This is a genomic window from Pseudolysinimonas kribbensis (assembly GCF_030161895.1).
GTDB classification, from domain to species: Bacteria; Actinomycetota; Actinomycetes; order Actinomycetales; family Microbacteriaceae; genus Pseudolysinimonas; species Pseudolysinimonas kribbensis.
The window spans coordinates 2,720,521-2,738,192 of the sequence record NZ_BSVB01000001.1; the positions used below are offsets into that span (position 1 = coordinate 2,720,521).

At 70.1% G+C, this 17,672-nt stretch carries 16 protein-coding genes, 3 pseudogenes and 2 riboswitches; of the genes and pseudogenes, 12 read left to right on the forward strand and 7 right to left on the reverse strand.

The annotated features are described in order from the left end of the window. Window positions 1-628 precede the first annotated feature (628 nt). Window positions 629-1,704, forward strand: a pseudogene (ychF, locus tag QQK35_RS14985) (redox-regulated ATPase YchF). Here ychF and QQK35_RS14990 read toward each other — a convergent pair. After that, complete coding sequence (locus QQK35_RS14990) at window positions 1,694-2,497, reverse strand: hypothetical protein (RefSeq protein WP_284254873.1); 804 nt, start codon at window positions 2,495-2,497, stop codon at window positions 1,694-1,696. The pseudogene ychF and the gene QQK35_RS14990 overlap by 11 nt on opposite strands. Between QQK35_RS14990 and QQK35_RS14995 the strand changes: the two genes are divergently transcribed. Both QQK35_RS14995 and QQK35_RS15000 read left to right on the forward strand, forming a co-directional pair. Further along, window positions 2,496-2,804, forward strand: coding sequence for a hypothetical protein (locus QQK35_RS14995; protein ID WP_284254874.1), 309 nt, complete (start codon window positions 2,496-2,498; stop codon window positions 2,802-2,804). The genes QQK35_RS14990 and QQK35_RS14995 overlap by 2 nt on opposite strands. A gap of 10 nt (window positions 2,805-2,814) precedes the next feature. After that, window positions 2,815-3,444: an HAD-IA family hydrolase gene (locus QQK35_RS15000; RefSeq protein WP_284254875.1), complete on the forward strand. Its 630-nt coding sequence runs from the start codon at window positions 2,815-2,817 to the stop codon at window positions 3,442-3,444. 1 nt (window position 3,445) lies between these two features. Here QQK35_RS15000 and QQK35_RS15005 read toward each other — a convergent pair whose 3' ends face one another. Then, a complete protein-coding gene (locus QQK35_RS15005) occupies window positions 3,446-4,489 on the reverse strand; it encodes an NAD(P)-dependent alcohol dehydrogenase (RefSeq protein WP_284254876.1) in 1,044 nt (347 codons plus the stop codon). Window positions 4,490-4,551: 62 nt separating this feature from the next. Here QQK35_RS15005 and QQK35_RS15010 point away from each other — a divergent pair, with 62 nt between their 5' ends. Then, window positions 4,552-5,010, forward strand: a complete 459-nt coding sequence (locus QQK35_RS15010) for a hypothetical protein (RefSeq protein ID WP_284254877.1) — start codon at window positions 4,552-4,554, stop codon at window positions 5,008-5,010. Between the two features lie 95 nt (window positions 5,011-5,105). After that, the gene (locus tag QQK35_RS15015) at window positions 5,106-5,483 is read left to right on the forward strand and encodes a hypothetical protein (protein ID WP_284254878.1); all 378 of its coding nucleotides are present in this window, start codon (window positions 5,106-5,108) and stop codon (window positions 5,481-5,483) included. 25 nt (window positions 5,484-5,508) lie between these two features. Here QQK35_RS15015 and QQK35_RS15020 read toward each other — a convergent pair whose 3' ends face one another. Further along, a complete protein-coding gene (locus QQK35_RS15020) occupies window positions 5,509-5,709 on the reverse strand; it encodes a hypothetical protein (protein ID WP_284254879.1) in 201 nt (66 codons plus the stop codon). A 94-nt stretch (window positions 5,710-5,803) separates the two neighbouring features. Then, the gene (locus QQK35_RS15025) at window positions 5,804-6,133 is read right to left on the reverse strand and encodes a hypothetical protein (protein WP_284254880.1); all 330 of its coding nucleotides are present in this window, start codon (window positions 6,131-6,133) and stop codon (window positions 5,804-5,806) included. Between the two features lie 108 nt (window positions 6,134-6,241). Next, a riboswitch (glycine riboswitch) is annotated at window positions 6,242-6,340 on the forward strand. Continuing rightward, window positions 6,341-6,426, forward strand: a riboswitch (glycine riboswitch). 26 nt (window positions 6,427-6,452) lie between these two features. Between QQK35_RS15025 and gcvT the strand changes: the two are divergent. The 3 genes and pseudogenes from gcvT (at window position 6,453) to gcvP (ending at window position 10,909) form a co-directional block, all read left to right on the forward strand. After that, window positions 6,453-7,540, forward strand: a pseudogene (gene gcvT, locus QQK35_RS15030) (glycine cleavage system aminomethyltransferase GcvT). Further along, window positions 7,537-7,893, forward strand: a complete 357-nt coding sequence (gcvH, locus tag QQK35_RS15035) for a glycine cleavage system protein GcvH (RefSeq protein ID WP_284254881.1) — start codon at window positions 7,537-7,539, stop codon at window positions 7,891-7,893. The pseudogene gcvT and the gene gcvH overlap by 4 nt, the downstream one beginning before the upstream one ends. 174 nt (window positions 7,894-8,067) lie before the next feature. Further along, window positions 8,068-10,909: pseudogene (gcvP, locus tag QQK35_RS15045) on the forward strand (aminomethyl-transferring glycine dehydrogenase). Here gcvP and QQK35_RS15050 read toward each other — a convergent pair. Beyond that, window positions 10,874-11,395 (reverse strand): peroxiredoxin, encoded by a 522-nt coding sequence (locus tag QQK35_RS15050; protein ID WP_284254882.1) that lies wholly within the window; start codon window positions 11,393-11,395, stop codon window positions 10,874-10,876. The pseudogene gcvP and the gene QQK35_RS15050 overlap by 36 nt on opposite strands. 31 nt (window positions 11,396-11,426) lie before the next feature. Then, the gene (locus QQK35_RS15055; RefSeq protein ID WP_284254883.1) at window positions 11,427-12,209 is read right to left on the reverse strand and encodes a CPBP family intramembrane glutamic endopeptidase; all 783 of its coding nucleotides are present in this window, start codon (window positions 12,207-12,209) and stop codon (window positions 11,427-11,429) included. Window positions 12,210-12,478: 269 nt separating this feature from the next. On the opposite strand from QQK35_RS15055, the gene QQK35_RS15060 reads away from it, so the two are divergent. The 4 genes from QQK35_RS15060 to QQK35_RS15070 all read left to right on the forward strand — a co-directional run bounded on the left by QQK35_RS15060 (window position 12,479) and on the right by QQK35_RS15070 (window position 17,019). After that, complete coding sequence (locus QQK35_RS15060) at window positions 12,479-14,239, forward strand: ABC transporter family substrate-binding protein (RefSeq protein WP_284254884.1); 1,761 nt, start codon at window positions 12,479-12,481, stop codon at window positions 14,237-14,239. A gap of 118 nt (window positions 14,240-14,357) precedes the next feature. Further along, complete coding sequence (locus tag QQK35_RS19930; protein ID WP_348534958.1) at window positions 14,358-15,254, forward strand: ABC transporter permease family protein; 897 nt, start codon at window positions 14,358-14,360, stop codon at window positions 15,252-15,254. Window positions 15,255-15,373: 119 nt separating this feature from the next. After that, complete coding sequence (locus QQK35_RS19935) at window positions 15,374-15,904, forward strand: ABC transporter permease (RefSeq protein ID WP_348535015.1); 531 nt, start codon at window positions 15,374-15,376, stop codon at window positions 15,902-15,904. Continuing rightward, a complete protein-coding gene (locus QQK35_RS15070; protein WP_284254885.1) occupies window positions 15,901-17,019 on the forward strand; it encodes an ABC transporter permease in 1,119 nt (372 codons plus the stop codon). The genes QQK35_RS19935 and QQK35_RS15070 overlap by 4 nt, the downstream gene beginning before the upstream one ends. Before the next feature lie 94 nt (window positions 17,020-17,113). Here the strand turns inward: QQK35_RS15070 and QQK35_RS15075 are convergent, their stop codons facing one another. Beyond that, window positions 17,114-17,647, reverse strand: coding sequence for a PH domain-containing protein (locus QQK35_RS15075; RefSeq protein ID WP_284254886.1), 534 nt, complete (start codon window positions 17,645-17,647; stop codon window positions 17,114-17,116). Window positions 17,648-17,672 lie beyond the last annotated feature (25 nt).

Sequence of the window (17,672 nt, forward strand, 5' to 3'; positions counted from 1 at the left end):
TCCGGTCGCGGACCGGATCGCCGCCCCCAGCGGATCAGCGCGAGACCCAGATGCAGGGCGGCGCGATCGAGGGGGTGAGCGGACGCAGGTCCGCGTGCGTATCGGGCGGGTGGCCGTGGCGGCGCGGGGCCGTCAGGGTGCTGTTCATGCTGGTGTCCTCACCGTGGATGCTGCGCGCGCCCGGTCGGACGCGTCGCCGAGGCGTCGCGTCCGCGCGGGACGCGACGTCGATGCCGCCGCGCGGGGCGGCGGGGTGCCGATCACCGCGCAGGGCGGGATCGTGGACAGCGGTGGCGGTCGCCGGATGCCGCCGCGATCGGGCGGGGCCGGGGACCTGGGCTTCGTGAGCGTCGCCACCGTCGTCGACGGCGGCGCAGAAGACGCTGCTAGCCGTTCCGGACGGAGAGGACGCCGACGAAGCCGGCGGTGCGGAATGCGATTCCGCGGCTCATTGCGAATGCCACGTGCCGACTCCTTTCTGTGTGTCTCGGCGGGGTGCTCAACGAACGTAGTGAACACCGTCCACTTCGGGCAAGCCGACCGGGCGTGTCGCGCGTCGTCGTGATGCGTTCGTGACATCCGGAGCGTGCGGGGCGGCGCTCGGCGCTCGCCGATAGGCTCGACGCCCGTGGCTCTCACCATCGGCATCGTCGGACTCCCGAACGTCGGCAAGTCGACCCTCTTCAACGCGCTGACGAAGAACACGGTCCTCGCCGCCAACTATCCGTTCGCGACGATCGATCCGAACGTGGGCGTCGTCGACCTGCCCGATGCACGGCTGCAGGTGCTGAGCGACCTCTTCCACAGCGAGCGCATCGTGCCCGCCGCGGTGAGCTTCGTCGACATCGCCGGCATCGTGAAGGGGGCGAGCGAGGGCGAGGGCCTCGGCAACCAGTTCCTCGCCAACATCCGCGAGGCCGACGCGATCGCGCAGGTCGTGCGGGGTTCGCCGACGCCGACGTCGTCCACGTCGCGGGCGCCGTCGACCCGCAGGCCGACCTCGAGGTCATCACCGCGGAGCTCGCTCTCGCCGACCTGCAGACCCTCGAGAAGGCGATCACCCGCCTCGAGAAGGAGGTGCGGGGCAAGAAGGCCGACCCGGCGGTGCTGGATGCCGCCCTCGCCGCGCAGGAATCGTTGAACCGCGGCGTCCCGCTCTCCCGGGCGACCGGCGTCGAGCTGCCGCTGCTGCGCGAGCTGGGGCTGATGACCGCGAAGCCGATCATCTACGTCTTCAACGTCGACGAGGGCGTGCTGATGGATGCCGCCCGCAAGGCCGAGCTGGCCGCGCTCGTCGCGCCGGCTCAGGCCGTGTTCCTCGACGCGAAGATCGAGTCGGAGCTCATCGACCTCGACCCGGCCGACGCGGCCGAGCTGCTGGCATCCACCGGCCAGGAGGAGTCGGGCCTGGATCAGCTGGCCCGCATCGGCTTCGACACGCTCGGCCTGCAGACCTTCCTGACGGCGGGCCCGAAGGAGTCGCGCGCCTGGACGATCGGCAAGGGCTGGAAGGCGCCGCAGGCCGCGGGCGTGATCCACACCGACTTCGAGAAGGGCTTCATCAAGGCGGAGATCGTGTCGTTCGCCGACCTCGTCGCCACCGGCTCGATCGCCGAGGCGCGGGCCCACGGCAAGGCCCGCATCGAGGGCAAGGACTACGTGATGCAGGACGGCGACGTCGTGGAATTCCGCTTCAACAACTGACCGGGGCACGCCCGGACCCGTCGCGCACCCGCCGCGATCGACGTAGCGTGGACGGCATGGACGACCACGAGCATCCGGTGTCCGACGGCAGCGCAAATCGGTCGCGGTGGTCCGCGTCGTCGGCCGGCTGGGGATCGGGCCTCGCGATCGGCATCGTGATTGGGGTGGCCATCGGCGTGGCGATGGGCAACGTGGGGGTGGGCATCGCCATCGGTGTCGCGATCGGATGCGCCCTGGCGGGCGGCCTCGGAACGGCCACCGCGCGCCGGAACGGGCGAAGCGCCGACCCGAACTCTCGACAGCGTCGGTAGCGGCCCGCGCGGTCGCTTCGAATCGCGGCAGGTTCGTCGTCCTTCACGTCCGATTCGTGCCGGGCCGTTCGTTGCATACCTGAGGCGTCCAACGGATGGTCGCCCATGGCAGGAGTGCGACGAATGAAACTCACGACGATCACCCAGATCACGCTGGACGGAGTCACCCAGGGCAACGGCGGCTCGACGGAAGAGGATCTGAGGAACGGATTCGACCGCGGCGGCTGGGCGAGGGTGCGGGTGACGACAGCACCCGCGACCACATCGCCGCGACCTTCCAGCGCGCCGACGCGTTCCTGTTCGGCCGGCGAACGTATGACGTGCTGTTCGACTTCTGGGGCACGATCGAGGACCTGAAGTGGGACCCCGGTCCGGACGTCGCCGTGGACGAGACCGTGATGGGCTTCGCGTTCCCGAGGGAGGAACGGGAGGCGCTGGTCCTGACCGAGCCGGGCGTTCCAGCGGCCCTCGGCGTCGGACATGCGCTTCAACTGGGTGCACGCGGATCTCGCCGCGCTGGACCAGGTCGAGGCGCGCACCCTCGTCGTCGACGCGTGGCGCATGGTCGCGCGGGCGAAGGTCTCCCGCGCCTACGCGGCGATCGTCGACGATGTCCGAGCACTCGGCTCGGAGCTGGAACGCTCGTACGCCGTCCGGGTCGGCGGGCGGCTGAAGTTCCGGGTGGGACGGCTGGTCTACGTCGCATTCTCGCCGACGACTCCCACCCGTTCGGCCCGCGCTGACCCGCGCGGCCTCGGCCCGCGGGGTCTCGGCCCGCGGGGCCGATAGCGTCAAGCATGTGACTCTCGCCCTCGACCCGCGCGGGGTGGATGCCGCCCTCTTCGACATGGACGGCACCCTTCTCGATTCGAGCGCCGCGGTCGTCGCGTCGTGGACCCTCTTCGCGAAGGAGCACGAGCTCGACACCGCCGAGGTGCTCGCCTCGATCCACGGGGTGCGGGCCGGGGACTCGATCGCGCGCTACCTGCCGGCGGACCGCGTGGAGGCCGAGACGCAGCGGCTGATCGAGCGGGAGCTCGGGCTGCTCGACGGGATCGTGGAGATCCCGGGCGCCGCGGAGGTGCTGCGCGCGCTGCCGGATGCCGGCATCCCGGTCGCGATCGTCACGTCCGCGCCGCGCGACCTCGCCCTCGCGCGGCTGGGTGCGGCGGGCATCCCGGTGCCGGACGTCGTCGTGACGGCCGAGGACATCGACCGCGGCAAGCCGGCCCCCGACGGGTATCTCGAGGCGGCCCGGCGGCTCGGGGCCGACCCCGCACGCTGCGTCGTGTTCGAGGATGCCGAGGCCGGCATCAAGGCGGGGATCGCCGCCGGCTCCCGCGTCATCGTCGTCGGCGAGCACGTCGCCGCCTCGACGAACGGTCTCACCCGGATCGCCGACTACCGCGAGGTCCGCGTCGCGCGCTGACCTAGATCGTCGACGCGTCGATGACGAAGCGGTAGCGCACGTCGGAGGCGAGCACCCGCTCCCACGCCTCGTTCACCCGGTCGGCACGGATGAGCTCGGTCTCGGGTGCGATGCCGTGCTCGGCGCAGTAGTCGAGCATCTCCTGCGTCTCCCGGATGCCGCCGATGCTCGACCCGGCGAACGAGCGGCGCTGGTTGAACAGCGAGAACACCGGCACGGGCAGCGGCTCGCCGGGGGCGCCGACGCTCACGAACGTGCCGTTCAGGCGCAGCAGCGACAGGTACCGGTTCATCGGGATGACCGCGGAGACCGTGTTGACGATGAGGTCGAACGAGCTGCGCAGCTCGGCGAAGGTGGCGTCGTCGGACGTCGCGCGGTAGTCGTCCGCTCCCATCGCGATGCCGTCGTCCTTCTTCGAGAGGCTCTGCGAGAGCACCGTGACGTGGGCGCCGAACGCATGCGCGAACTTCACCGCCATGTGGCCGAGCCCGCCGAGACCGACGACGGCCACGCGCATGCCGGGTCCGGCGTTCCAGTGCCGCAGCGGCGAGTAGGTCGTGATGCCGGCGCAGAGCAGCGGCGCTGCCGTCGCGAGGTCGAGCGCGTCGGGGATGCTGAGCACGAAGTCCTCGGTCACAACGACGTGGGTCGAGTACCCGCCCTGCGTGATCGTGCCGTCGCGGTCGACGGACGCGTACGTGCCGACGTTGCCGTTCAGGCAGTACTGCTCCTCGCCGGCGCGGCAGTTCTCGCACTCGCCGCAGGAGTTCACCATGCAGCCGACGCCGACCCGGTCGCCGACCGCGTGCCGCGTGACCGCGGAGCCGACCTCGGTGACGATCCCGGCGATCTCGTGGCCGACGACCTGCGGATAGGCGATGCTGCGCCAGTCGCCGCGCACGGTGTGGATGTCGGAGTGGCAGATGCCCGCGTACCGGATCTCGATGAGCACGTCGTGCGGACCGACGTCGCGGCGCTCGATCGTGGTGCGCACGAGCGGCTCGGTGGCGGAGGGGGCGGCGTAGGCGGCGACGGTCGTGGGCATGGGTTCACGCTAACGGAGGCGGCCTCCGGCCCGCTGAGCGCGGCTCGGCGCACAATCGTCGGGTGCAGGGACACGCGGGGATCGCCGAGGCCGTCGACCGGCTCGTCGCGACGGGCGCGCGCACGGAGCTGCGCGCGGAGGTGCGTGCCGGCAGGCGGTTCGGTCCCGTTCGCCGCCCGGATGTCGTCGTGCCGCTCGGCCGGGTCTGGCGCCTCGGGGTGCTCCTCCTGGATGTCGAGGGCCGCCTCTACCGCACCGGCGAGGTCATCCATGCTCAGCCGGTGCGCTTCGACAATCACCAGTCGGATCGCGCTGCCGCCCGTCGTGCGCTACGGGTCGCGATCCAGCGGGCCGGCATCGCGCCGGGCGAGACCGTCGTCCTCGGTGCCGAGCCGGTGGATGTCGCGGACGCGCGCGAGGTGAGCTGGGACGGCTCGGGCGATCCCGCCACGCTCGTGCCGCTGGCCGACTACCTGCGCGATCGGGTGGCCCTGCTCGCCGACCCACCCCCGGGGACGTAGCGGGAGGGGCAGAATCGGACGATGGTCGATGCCCCCGCACCCCCAACGTCGGCGCCTGGACCGGCGTCGCGGCGATCGCGGTCGCCGTCTTCACGGTGCTCGAGTTCACGATCCGTCAGATCTTCGTCGGCGCACGGCCACCGCTCGACGACGCGCCCGCGCTCATCGACTTCGCGCAGCGCACGGCCGCGGGCACCCTCGGGGTGATCCTCATCGACACCTTCCTGATGGCGTCGCTCGTCGTGTTCCTGGCGGCGTTCCGGCAGCTCATCACGCAGGTGCGGCCGGACCTGGACTGGGTCAGCGCGCTCGCCTACGGTGCGGGCATCGTCTGGGTCGCGATCACGCTCGTCGGCGACGGGCTCGAAGGGGAGCGGCCCTGGATGCCGGCGCGCTCCACCCGGACCCGCACCTCATCCGCACGCTCACGCTCGGGCACTCGCTGCTGTTCGGCGCGATCGGATGCGTGCTGACCGCGCTCGTCGCCGCCGCATCCGGCTATGTGACGATCATCGCGGGCGCGCTGCCGCGCTGGACCGGCCGGCTCGCCCTCGTGGTCGCCGGCGCCAATCTGGTGGCGGTCGCCACGGTGTTCGGCGGCACCGACGACAGCTTCCACGCCGTCGGCGGCTGGGGCACGGCCCTGCTCGCGACGTTCCCGTGGCTGGTCTGGGTCGTGTGCGTGGGCATCGTCGTCATCCGGGGCGCCGCCAGCACCACGAGTCCGCGAAGGCGCTCGCGACCTCGTCCATCGCCGTCGCCACCGCGTCGACGCCGACGTCCTAGCGAGCGGCTACCGGCCGAACTCGCGATCCTTCTCCTCGTGCTTGAGCGCGAGCCCGAGCACGAAGAACGTCGGCGCCCAGTGCCCGATGAAGATGCCCCACCGGTCGGACTGGGCGCGGTCCGTCTTGCGGTTCGCCTGCGACAGCACCCAGCTGACGAAGCTCAGGCCGATCGACGCGAAGCCGCCGAGGTAGGCCCACTCGCTGCGGAATCCGGCCTCGCTGAGGGCTCGGACGGGGTTCTGGAGACCGGCCTGCTGGGCCGCCTGCGCACGGTTCTTGGCCTCGCGCCTGACGCGGTCCGCGGCCTTCATGGTGTCTGCCTTGAGGGAACTCATCACCCCACGGTGCGCGCCGTCGACGCGAGAGCGCGCGATTCACATGCGGCATACACCTGGATCGCGGCCCCCGTCCCGCTAGGCTGGCCGCACAACCGAACATCGGCCGCAGGCGATGCGGGAGAGCCCGTTCCGGATCCGTCCGGACGGCACCGAAGGAGCAAGCCTCCCCGCCAAACTCTCAGGTCCGCGTACCGCACCGCCAGGCCACTCTGAAGAGAGGGTCGTTCGTCGACCCCGCCCACGGTGAAAGCGCGTCGCGCGAAGCTCTCAGGCACCATGACAGAGGGGAGTCCGCGCTCGTTCCGAGAGGACTCCCATGACCCAGAACGCCGACAGCCCGGCGCTTCGCAGCCCGCTCGACGCCGTGCACGCCGAGCTCGGCGCGAGCTTCACCGACTTCGCCGGATGGCGCATGCCGGTGTCGTACAGCTCCGACCTCGCCGAGCACGCGGCCGTCCGCACGGCGGCCGGCCTGTTCGATCTGAGCCACATGGCCGAGATCGCGGTGCTCGGCCCGCAGGCGGCGCCCGCGCTCGATGCGGCGCTCGCCGATCCGGTCTCCGGGATCGCGAACGGCCGCGCGAAGTACACGCTGCTCGAGGACGCCGACGGCGGCATCCTCGACGACCTCATCGTCTACCGCACGGGGGATGACCGGTTCCTCGTCGTCGCCAACGCCGGCAACCGGCACGTCGTCGCGGACGCCCTCCGGGAGCGCATCGGGGCGCACGCGTCGCCCTCGGAGGCGCTGGTCGAGGACGAGACCGACGACGTCGCGCTCATCGCCTTGCAGGGGCCGCTCGCGGAGGAGATCCTGCGCAACGTCGAGGGATTCGAGATCCCCGAGCTCGACGGCCTCGGCTACTACCGCAGCACGTCCGGCGACTTCCTCGGCCACGGCGTCTTCGTCGCCCGCACGGGCTACACCGGCGAGGACGGCTTCGAGTTCTACCTCGCGCCGGAGGCAGCCGAGTCGCTGTGGACGGCGCTTCTCGAGACCGGGGAGGGGTCGGGGCTCAAACCGGCCGGGCTCGCCGCACGCGACTCGCTGCGCCTCGAGGCCGGGATGCCGCTGTACGGGCACGAACTCGACCGCACCACGCGTCGCGAGGGCATCGGTCGCGCCGCGCGCCTCGTCCGCGACGGGCGCGTGCTCGTGGGCCTCACCGGCGAGGGGCGTCGCGCCGCCCGTGCGGGCTACGCCGTCGTCCGCGAGGGGATCCCGTCGGCGGGATCACGTCGGGCGCGCTGTCGCCGACGCTCGGGCATCCGATCGCGATGGCCTACGTCGACGCCGCGCTCGCCGAACCCGGCACCGTCCTCGCCGTCGACGTGCGGGGTACGGAGCTGCCCGTCACCGTCGTCGACCTGCCGTTCTACCGCCGCCCGAAGGAGCACGCATGACCCGCCAGTACACCTCCGATCACGAGTGGGTGGAGGTCGACGGCGACATCGCGACCGTCGGCATCACCCGCTACGCCGCCGACAAGCTCGGCGATGTCGTCTACGTCGACCTGCCGAAGCCGGGCGCGACCGTCACGGCGAGCACCGTCGTGGGCGAGATCGAGTCGACCAAGTCGGTGGGCGAGCTCTTCGCGCCCGTCGACGGTGAGGTCGTCGAGGCCAACCAGGCCGTCGTCGACGACCCCGGCTCGATCAACGCGGATGCCGACGCGGCCTGGCTCATCCGGGTGCGGTTCACGTCGCTGCCGGAGCTGCTCTCCGCCGACCAGTACGCGGAGCTGACCGCCGAATGACCGGATTCGCCGACCGCCACATCGCGCGCTGGAGCTGAAAGCGAAGGCCATTTCTGGCCTTCGCCGCGACGCCAGCGCCGACGCCCGTCTCGGGCGTCGGGAAAACGGGAGAAGAGATTGACTGATTTGTTCGCCGACCGCCACATCGGAACGGATGCGGCGGCGCAGCGCACCATGCTCGCCGCCATCGGGTACGACAGCATCGAGGCGCTCATGGATGCCGCGGTGCCGCCCGGCATCCGGATCACCGAGGACGACACGACCCTCCCGCCGGCCGCGACCGAGCGCGAGACGCTCGCCGAGCTGCGCGAGCTGGCCTCCCGCAACCGCGTGCGCACGCCGATGATCGGGCTCGGATACCACGGCACGATCACGCCGAGCGTCATCCAGCGGGGCGTGCTCGAGAATCCGAGCTGGTACACGGCGTACACGCCGTACCAGCCCGAGATCTCGCAGGGGCGCCTCGAGGCGCTGCTCAACTTCCAGACGATGGTCGCCGACCTGACGGGGCTCGCCACGGCGAACGCCTCGATGCTCGACGAGTCGACCGCGGTCGTCGAGGGGATGCTGCTGGCCCGCCGCGCGTCCGGCTCGGCCTCGAACGTCTTCCTGGTCGATGCCGACGCCCTCCCGCAGACCAAGCGGCTCCTCGCCCACCGCGCCGAGGCCGTCGGCATCGTGCTGCACGAGACCCCTTCGACCTCGACCCGCCGCCCGCCGATCTGGACGTGTTCGGCGCCTTCATCCAGTACCCCGGCGCCTCGGGGCGGGTGTGGGATCCCTCACGCGTCATCGAGGCGGTGCACGCCCAGGGCGGCCTCGCGGTCGTCGCCGCCGACCTGCTCGCGCTCACCCTTCTCACGAGCCCGGGCGAGCTCGGCGCCGACGTCGCCGTGGGCACGAGCCAGCGCTTCGGCGTGCCGCTCGGCTTCGGCGGCCCGCACGCCGGGTACCTGGCCGTGCGCGCCGGTCTGGAGCGGCAGCTGCCCGGCCGGCTGGTCGGCGTGAGCCAGGATGCCGACGGCTATCCGGCATACCGGCTCAGTCTGCAGACCCGCGAGCAGCACATCCGGCGCGAGAAGGCGACGAGCAACATCTGCACGGCGCAGGTGCTGCTCGCCGTGATGGCGTCGATGTACGCGGTGTACCACGGCCCGCAGGGCCTCAGGGCGATCGCGCACCGCGTCAACCGGCTCGCCCGGTTGCTCGCCGACGCGCTCGCCGCCGCCGGCCTCGAGCCCGTGCACGGCGCCTACTTCGACACGCTCACCCTCGCGGTCCCGGGGCATGCCGACGCCGTCGTCGCCAATGCGGCGGAGCTCGGCATCGACCTGCGCCGCGTCGACGGCGACGTGGTCGGCGTCACCCTCGACGAGACGACGACCGAGCACGACGTGCTCGCCGTGCTCGCGGCGGTGCTCGGCGACGACGCGCCCGACGGCCTCGGGTTCAAGCCGGTCGCCCGCGGCATCCCGCCGGAGCTCGCCCGCACGAGCGCGTACCTGACGCATCCGGTCTTCCAGACCCACCGCTCCGAGACGGCGATGATGCGCTACCTGAAGTACCTCGCGGACAAGGACTACGCGCTCGACCGCGGCATGATCCCGCTGGGCTCCTGCACCATGAAACTCAACGCGGCCACCGAGATGGCCGCGATCACGTGGCCGGAGTTCGCCGACATCCACCCGTTCGCGCCCGAGGACTCCACGCGCGGCTACCTCGACCTCATCCACCAGCTCGAGGACTGGCTCGCCCAGGTGACCGGCTACGACGAGGTGTCGCTGCAGCCGAACGCCGGATCGCAGGGCGAGCTGGCCGGGCTGCTCGCGATCCGGGGCTACCACCGCGCCAACGGCGACGACGGGCGCACGGTGTGCCTCATCCCGCAGAGCGCCCACGGCACCAACGCGGCGAGCGCCGTGCTGGCCGGCATGCGCGTGGTCGTGGTCGCCACCGACGAGCTCGGCAACGTCGACCTCGACGACCTGCGGGCGAAGGTCGCGGAGCACGCCGACGACCTCGCGGCGCTCATGGTCACCTACCCGTCGACGCACGGGGTGTACGAGCACGAGATCGCACGCATCGCGGATGCCGTGCACGACGCCGGCGGGCAGGTCTACGTCGACGGCGCCAACCTCAATGCGCTGCTCGGCTACGCCCGGTTCGGCGACTTCGGCGGCGACGTCTCGCACCTCAACCTGCACAAGACGTTCTGCATCCCCCACGGCGGCGGCGGCCCCGGCGTGGGCCCCGTCGCCGCGAAGGCGCACCTCGCCCCGTACCTCCCGGGCATGAGCGGGTCGAGTAGCGGCGGAGCCGCGTATCGAGACCCCCACGCGAACCCCGTCAGCGCGGCGCCGTACGGCAGCCCCGGCATCCTGCCCATCACCTGGTCGTACATCCGGATGATGGGGTCGGACGGGCTGAAGTCCGCGACCGGCGCCGCGGTGCTCGCCGCCAACTACGTCGCGGCCCGGCTGCGCGAGCACTACCCGATCCTCTTCTCCGGAGAACACGGCCTCGTCGCGCACGAGTGCATCCTGGATCTGCGGCCGCTGCGCGAGAACTCCGGAGTAACGGTGGATGACGTGGCCAAGCGCCTCATCGACTACGGCTTCCACGCGCCCACGATGTCGTTCCCGGTCGCGGGCACGCTCATGGTGGAGCCGACCGAGAGCGAGGACCTCGCGGAGCTCGACCGCTTCATCGAGGCCATGATCGCCATCCGGGCCGAGGCGGATGCCGTGGCCGCGGGGAGTGGCCGGCCTCCGACAACCCGCTCGTCAACGCGCCGCATACGGCGGAGGTCGCCGTGGCGACCGAGTGGACCCACCCGTACGCGCGGGAGACCGCGGTGTACCCGGTGCCCGGGCTCGTGCATCGCAAGTACTGGCCGCCGGTGCGCCGGATCGACCAGGCCTACGGCGACCGCAACCTGTTCTGCGCCTGCCCCCGGTGGAGGCGTTCGCTTAGCCGCGGGTCAGGCGGGGGCGGGGAGGGCGAACGCGCCGCCTGAGGGCGCGGGGAAGAGTCGGAGGATCTGCTCGCGGATCTCGTCGGCCTTGCGGAAGCTCAGCCCCATCATGGCGACGTGCTTCCACTGCACCACGCCGCCCGCATCGACGATGAAGATGGAGCGGCGCGTCAGCATGCCGCCGAGGGTCGAGACGCCGTAGGTCTTCGCGACCCCGTCACGGGAGTCGGCCAGCAGCGGGAAGGTCAGGCCCTGCTTGCGCGCGAACTCCTCGTGGCTCTCGACGCCCTGCAGGCTGATGCCCCACACCTGCGCGCCGAGCGCGTCGAAGCCGGAGAAGTTGTCCTGGTAGCTGCACAGCTGCTCCGTGCAGACCTTGCTCTGGTCGAGGGGGTAGAAGGCCAGCACGATCGGATGCCCGCGCTCCTTCGAGAGGCGGAAGGGCATCCGGTGCACCTCGCCGTCGACGACCTGGATGCCGGGGAGCACGAAATCGGGCGCGACGTCCCCGATGTCCACGGCCCCCATGCCGAAATCCTACGTGCTGACCGGTGCGCGTTCAGTGGCCGCTCACACCGAACAGCGATGGGAACGTCGTCGCCGCCCACGCGTAACCCACGAAGACCACCGCGTCGATGAGGAAGTGCGCGACGACGAACGGCAGCACCCGCTTCACCCGCGTGTAGAGCCACCCGAAGATCAGGCCCATGACGAGGTTGCCCGCGAACCCGCCCCACCCCTGGTACAGGTGGTAGCTGCCGCGCACGAGGGCCGCGGTCAGGATGATGGCCCACCGGTTCCAGCCGAGGCTGCCGAGTCGGTCGTAGAGGAAGCCCAGCACCACGAGCTCCTCCTGCAGTCCCGATCGCAGGGCGGACAGCAGCAGGACGGGCACCGTCCACCAGTAGGGCGCGAGACCGGATGCGTCGACGCCCACCGCGAAGCCGAGTTGCCGCGCGAGGACGTAGACGCCGATCCCGCCCGCGCCGATCACCAGGGCGAGGCCGAGCGCCCACAGGGGATCGGATGCGCGCGGTCGTACGACGCCGAGCCGACCGAGGTGCGGCCGGGCCGAGCTCCACACGAAGTAGCCGGCAAGCACGACCGGCGCCAGCGAGAAGGCGATGTCGAGCAGCTGATAGGTGAGATCGATGTACTGCCGTGCGCTCTGGGTGGGGTTCAGCGTCGTGGTCTGGCCGGCGAGACCGCCGGGCCGGGTGGCGTAGTCGATCAGCGACACGATCGCGTAGATCGCCGACTGTCCGAGGCCGAGCCCCAGCACGAGGACGATCTGCCACCAGATACGCCCCTTGTCGGACCTCGACAAGACGGGGGCGGTCACGTCACCGATCGTAGGCATCCTCGGGGACGCATATCCGCCACGGCGCCGATTCCACGCGCATGATTCCGTCGTTGCGCGCCATATCGCTGCACGAATGCGCTAATCGCGCAAGAATTTGCACTCTGCATTTCCGAGATGTAACGATTCCCCTTACGGTTTTGGCAACCGTCGGCCCCCACCTAGGGTCATGGTGTCAGCGCGGACGCCCCGGACCACTGGTGTGCGCCGCGTCGGTTTTCTGCACAGGAGGAAAATTGCATATCAAACGATTGGCCGCCATCACAGCGGCCGTCGCGGCAGCCGCGCTGGTCCTGACCGGCTGCTCGGCGGGAGGCGGCTCGGAGGTCGTCAGCGGCACCTCGATCAGCGTGGCTCAGAACTCGGCCATGACGACGATGAACGCGTTCACCGCGACCAACTACTCGACGTACAACTCGAACCCCGCGTACCTGTACCAGGGGCTCCTGTTCAACTACTACGAGCAGACCAAGCTCACCAAGAACACGGCGTTCGGCACGTACAAGAAGCTCTCGAACGACCCGCTCAAGGTGAAGTACACGATCAACGACGGCGTCAAGTGGACCGACGGCGCGCCCGTCGACGCCGCGGACATGATCCTGGCGTGGGCCTCGAGCATCTCGAAGTACAACGACCCCAAGGGCGTGAACTTCGGCGGTGTCGCCGCGGGCTCGGGTCTCGACAAGGTCACCAAGACCCCGACGATCGGCGACGACGGACGGTCGATCACCATCACGTTCGACAGCCCCTGGGTGGACTGGGAGATCCTGCCCTCCATCGCGCCGAACGTGCCCTCGGCGGTCGTCTGGGAGGAGGCCGGTATCGACAAGAAGACCGGCAAGGACGCCCAGAACGCGGTCGTGAAGGCGATCAAGGACAACGACACCGCGACACTGAAGAAGCTGGCCAAGGTCTGGAAGAACGGCTTCGACATGACGTCGACGCCGAAGGACAAGAAGCTGCTGACGACCTTCGGTCCGTACAAGGTGCAGTCGCTCACCAAGCAGTACGTGACGCTCGTGGCGAACCCGGACTACAACTGGGGTCCGAAGCCGAAGATCGCGAAGGTCACGATCCGCTTCATCGCGGACCAGACCGCACAGGTGCAGGCCCTCCTGAACGGCGAGCTCAGCGTCCTGTACGGCCAGGCCACCGCCGACACGGTGAAGGCGCTTCAGGGGCAGAAGGGTATCGAGTCCACGACCACCCCGACGGCCACCTACGAGCACATCGACCTCACGATGGACCACGGCGTCTTCTCGCCCGCGGCCTACGGCGGCGACGAGCAGAAGGCGCTCTGGGTGCGTCAGGCGTTCTTGAAGGTCCTTCCCCGTCAGGAGATGCTGACCCGCCTCATCACGCCGCTCTCGTCCTCGGCGAAGCTCGACGACTCGGCGCTCTTCCTGCCCGGACAGCCCGGCTACGACGACGTCATCAAGTCGAACGGCTCGTCGGACTACGACAAGGTCGATGTGGAGGGTGCCAAGGCGCTGCTCGCGAAGGCCGGCGTGACCAACCCGGTCGTCAAGTTCGCCTACGCGAACGACAACCCGCGTCGTGCCAGCGAGTTCCAGCTCACGCAGGCCTCGGCTGCGCAGGCCGGGTTCAAGGTCGTGGATGTCGGCAAGTCCGGTGACGAGTACTTCGGCGCCAACGGCCTCGGCTCGGGCAAGTACGACTACGACGCGACCGTGTTCGCGTGGCAGTCGACCTCCGGCGCCGTGACCGGCAACGAGGGTGCGTTCAAGACCAAGGGCGGCAGCAACTTCCAGGGCTTCTCGAACGCCGACGTGGACAAGCTGTGGGAGTCGATCGAGGGACAGACCACGGATGCCGCGGCGATCCCGGACCTCAAGAAGATCGACGGCCTGCTCTTCAAGAACGCGGTCACCATGCCGCTGTTCCAGCTGCCGGATGTCTCGGCCTGGTCGTCGAAGATCTCCAACGTCTCCGACGCGCCGTACAGCCCGAACATCTTCTGGAACTTCTGGGAGTGGACGGAGAAGAAGTAGTCGCGTGACGGCCTAGCCGTCGCAGCGGGTCGGGGTCGTGCCGCAAACGCACGGCCCCGACTCGCGACCGCCCCCGTCGCGGGTATCGTCCCGCTCACCAGAACAAGGAAGTCCCACCGTGGTCTCGTTCATCGTCCGACGGATCCTGGCATCCCTCGTGGTGCTCTTCGTCGCCTCCTATCTCGTCTACAACCTCGCGGCGAACTCCTCGGACCCCCTCGCCGACCTCCGCAGCTCGACGCTTCCCACCGCCCAGAAGCACGCCCTCATGGAGCAGCGCATCGCTGCGCTGCAGCTCGACATCCCGCCGTATCTGCGGTACTTCATCTGGTTCGGCGGCATCCTCGCCGGCTTCGTCGGCAAGTTCACGCTCGGCGACACGATCGACGGCCAGCACGTGACCGACGCGCTCGGCTCCGCGATGGGCGCGACCCTGCAGCTGGTCACCACCGCATTCGTCATCGGCCTGATCATCGGCGTGACGATCGGCATCGCGACCGCCCTGCGTATCTACTCGACGTTCGACTACATCACCACGTTCATCGCGTTCCTGTTCTTCTCGCTCCCGGTGTTCTGGGTCGCGGTCATGCTCAAGCAGTTCGCGGCCATCAACTTCAACGACTTCCTGTCGAGTCCAGTGATCCCACCGCTCTGGATCGGCATCATCGCCGTGGTCTCGGGCGTGGTCTGGATGGGCATCGTCGGGGGCGGCTGGCGCCGGCGGCTCATCGTGTTCGGCGTCGCCGTCCTCGCGCCGATCGCCGTGCTGACCTTCACGAACCTCACCGGCTGGTTCAAGACCCCTCGCTCGGCCCGGTCGTCACGCCCGCGCTCGCGATCGGGGCGGCCGTCATCGTCACGGTGCTCTCCACCGGCTGGGCGAACAAGCGCTCCCGGTACACGGCACTCAGCGTCGCGCTCGGCATCGGCCTCGCGCTCTACTACCCCCTGCACCTGCTGTTCAACCAGTTCGGCGTCATCAACATCGGCACGGTGCTGCTGCTCATCGCCGTGATGATCGTGCTGGGCGGTGTCGGCGGATGGCTCTGGGGCGGGAACGACCGGCGGCCGCAGATCCGCACCGGCGCCATCACGGCGTTCGCGACGATCCTCATCGTGCTGATCGACCGGTTCATGGAGTCGTGGGGCATCTACTCCGATCAGGTCACCAACGGCCGGCCGATCTCCACCGTCGGGGCGAACACCCCCGACCTCGACGCGGTGTTCTGGATCAACGGGCTCGACACGTTCTCGCATCTCATCCTGCCGACGACCGCGCTCATCCTGATCTCGGTCGCGAGCTACAGCCGCTACGCGCGGGCCAGCCTGCTCGACGTGCTGAACCAGGATTACATCCGAACGGCGCGGGCCAAGGGCCTCACGGAGCGCACCGTCGTGATGCGGCACGCGTTCCGCAACGCGCTCATCCCGATCACGACGATCATCGCGCTCGACCTCGGCGCGCTCATCAGCGGCGCCGTGCTCACGGAGACCGTCTTCGCCTGGTCGGGCATGGGGGCCCTGTTCGTTCAGGCGCTGCGCAAGGTGGATGTGAACCCGATCATGGGCTTCTTCCTCGTGACCGCGATCACCGTCATCGTGTTCAACTTCCTCGCCGACATCGTGTACTCGGCGCTCGACCCCAGGATCCGGGTGACCGCATGACCTTCGGACAGCTCAACGCCGGTTCCAGCGACGTCGGCACGCCCGGCGGCGAGGACCCGCGCAACCTCGCGCTCCAGAGCGCGGACGGCCTGCTCGAGCAGAACGACGAGGCCTCGATCGAGATGCACGAGGTCGAAGGCCTGAGCCTCGGCCGCATCGTGACCCGGCGCTTTTTCCGGCATCGCGCCGCGATGATCTGTCTGATCATCCTGGCCATCGTCGTCGTGCTCGCGTTCACGTCGCAGGGCATCGATGCGTTCGGCGTGCAGATCCACGGCTGGTGGATGTGGACCTACGCCCAGGTGCCCGACGTGATCAACGGCGGCGAGCCGACGCTCTCGCTCGTGCCGTTCAACATCGGCATCCACCCGCTCGGGCAGGACACCGTGGGGCACGACATGTTCGCGCAGGTCATGCGGGGAACCCAGCAGTCCCTCATGATCGTCTTCCTCGCGGGCATCGTCTCGACGTTCATCGGCGTCACGCTCGGGTCGATCGCCGGCTACTTCGGCGGCTGGATCGACGCTGTGCTCATGCGCCTGACCGACATCACGATCATCGTGCCGTTCTACCTGATCGCCGCGATCGTCGGGCAGACGGTCGGCGGCGCCGGGCCGGCCTTCCTCGGCATCTTCCTCGGTGCGCTGCTCTGGACCACGCTCGCCCGGCTCGTGCGCGGCGAGGTGCTCGCCCTGCGCGAGCGCGAGTTCGTCGAAGCGGCGAAGGTCGCCGGAGCGTCGGATGCCCGCATCATCTTCCGGCACATCCTGCCGAACACGGTCGGCGTCATCATCGTCTCCGCGACGCTCACCATGTCGGCGACGATCCTCACCGAGGCCGCGATCAGCTTCCTCGGCTTCGGCGTCCGGTCGCCCGACACCTCGCTCGGCCTCATCATCAGTCAGTACCAGGCGGCGTTCTCGACCCGGCCCTGGCTGTTCTGGTGGCCCGGCCTGTTCATCGTCGTCATCGCGCTGACGATCAACTTCATCGGCGACGGGCTGCGCGACGCGTTCGACCCGCGGCAGCGTCGCGGGCTCACCCGCCGCGCGCGCCGCGAGCGGGCGATGGAGGTCGAGCGGGCCACGGCGGCGGCCGCGGGGAGCGCCTCGTGACGATGCGTCGTCGCGTCGTGACGACGCGCCAGCGCGTCGGATCAGGGCCAGGCCGCGCCGAGGACCGTCGCCAGCACGAGCACGGCGAGTGCGCTCACCGGCACGATGTTCCACCGCGTCCGCACGCCCGGGCCCTCGACCGCGCCGAGCAGTCCCCGGTCGCGGTAGCTGCTCCACTGGCGCACGACGAGGGAGCGGGACTGCTCCGCGCCGCCCTCCTCGCGACGCCGGCTGAGCGACAGCGACAGCAGGCTGCGGCGCGCCCGTCCGAGCTGACTGAACGGGCCGGGGAGGGCGCCGCCCACGCCGTGATGCGCCCGCGCTCCGTGTCGAGGGTCAGCGACCAGCGCGAGTCGATGTCGCGGATCGCGGCCCACGACACGTCGTGCGTGCGCAGCGGATTGACGACGCGCAGCTCCGCCGGATCCAGCTCGAGCCGCGGCATCCAGAACACCACGACGGCCGCGACGGCGACGAGCAGGACCGCGGGCGTTCCCCGCAGCAGCACGTCACCGTGTCCGTAGACCACCAGCGACACCTCGACCACGGCGCAGATCGCCACCACGAGCCCCGCGAGGACGCGGGAGCCGACGGGATAGAGCACGGTCTCCTGGGGTCCGATCGCCACCCCCACATTCTCGTCCCCGCCACCC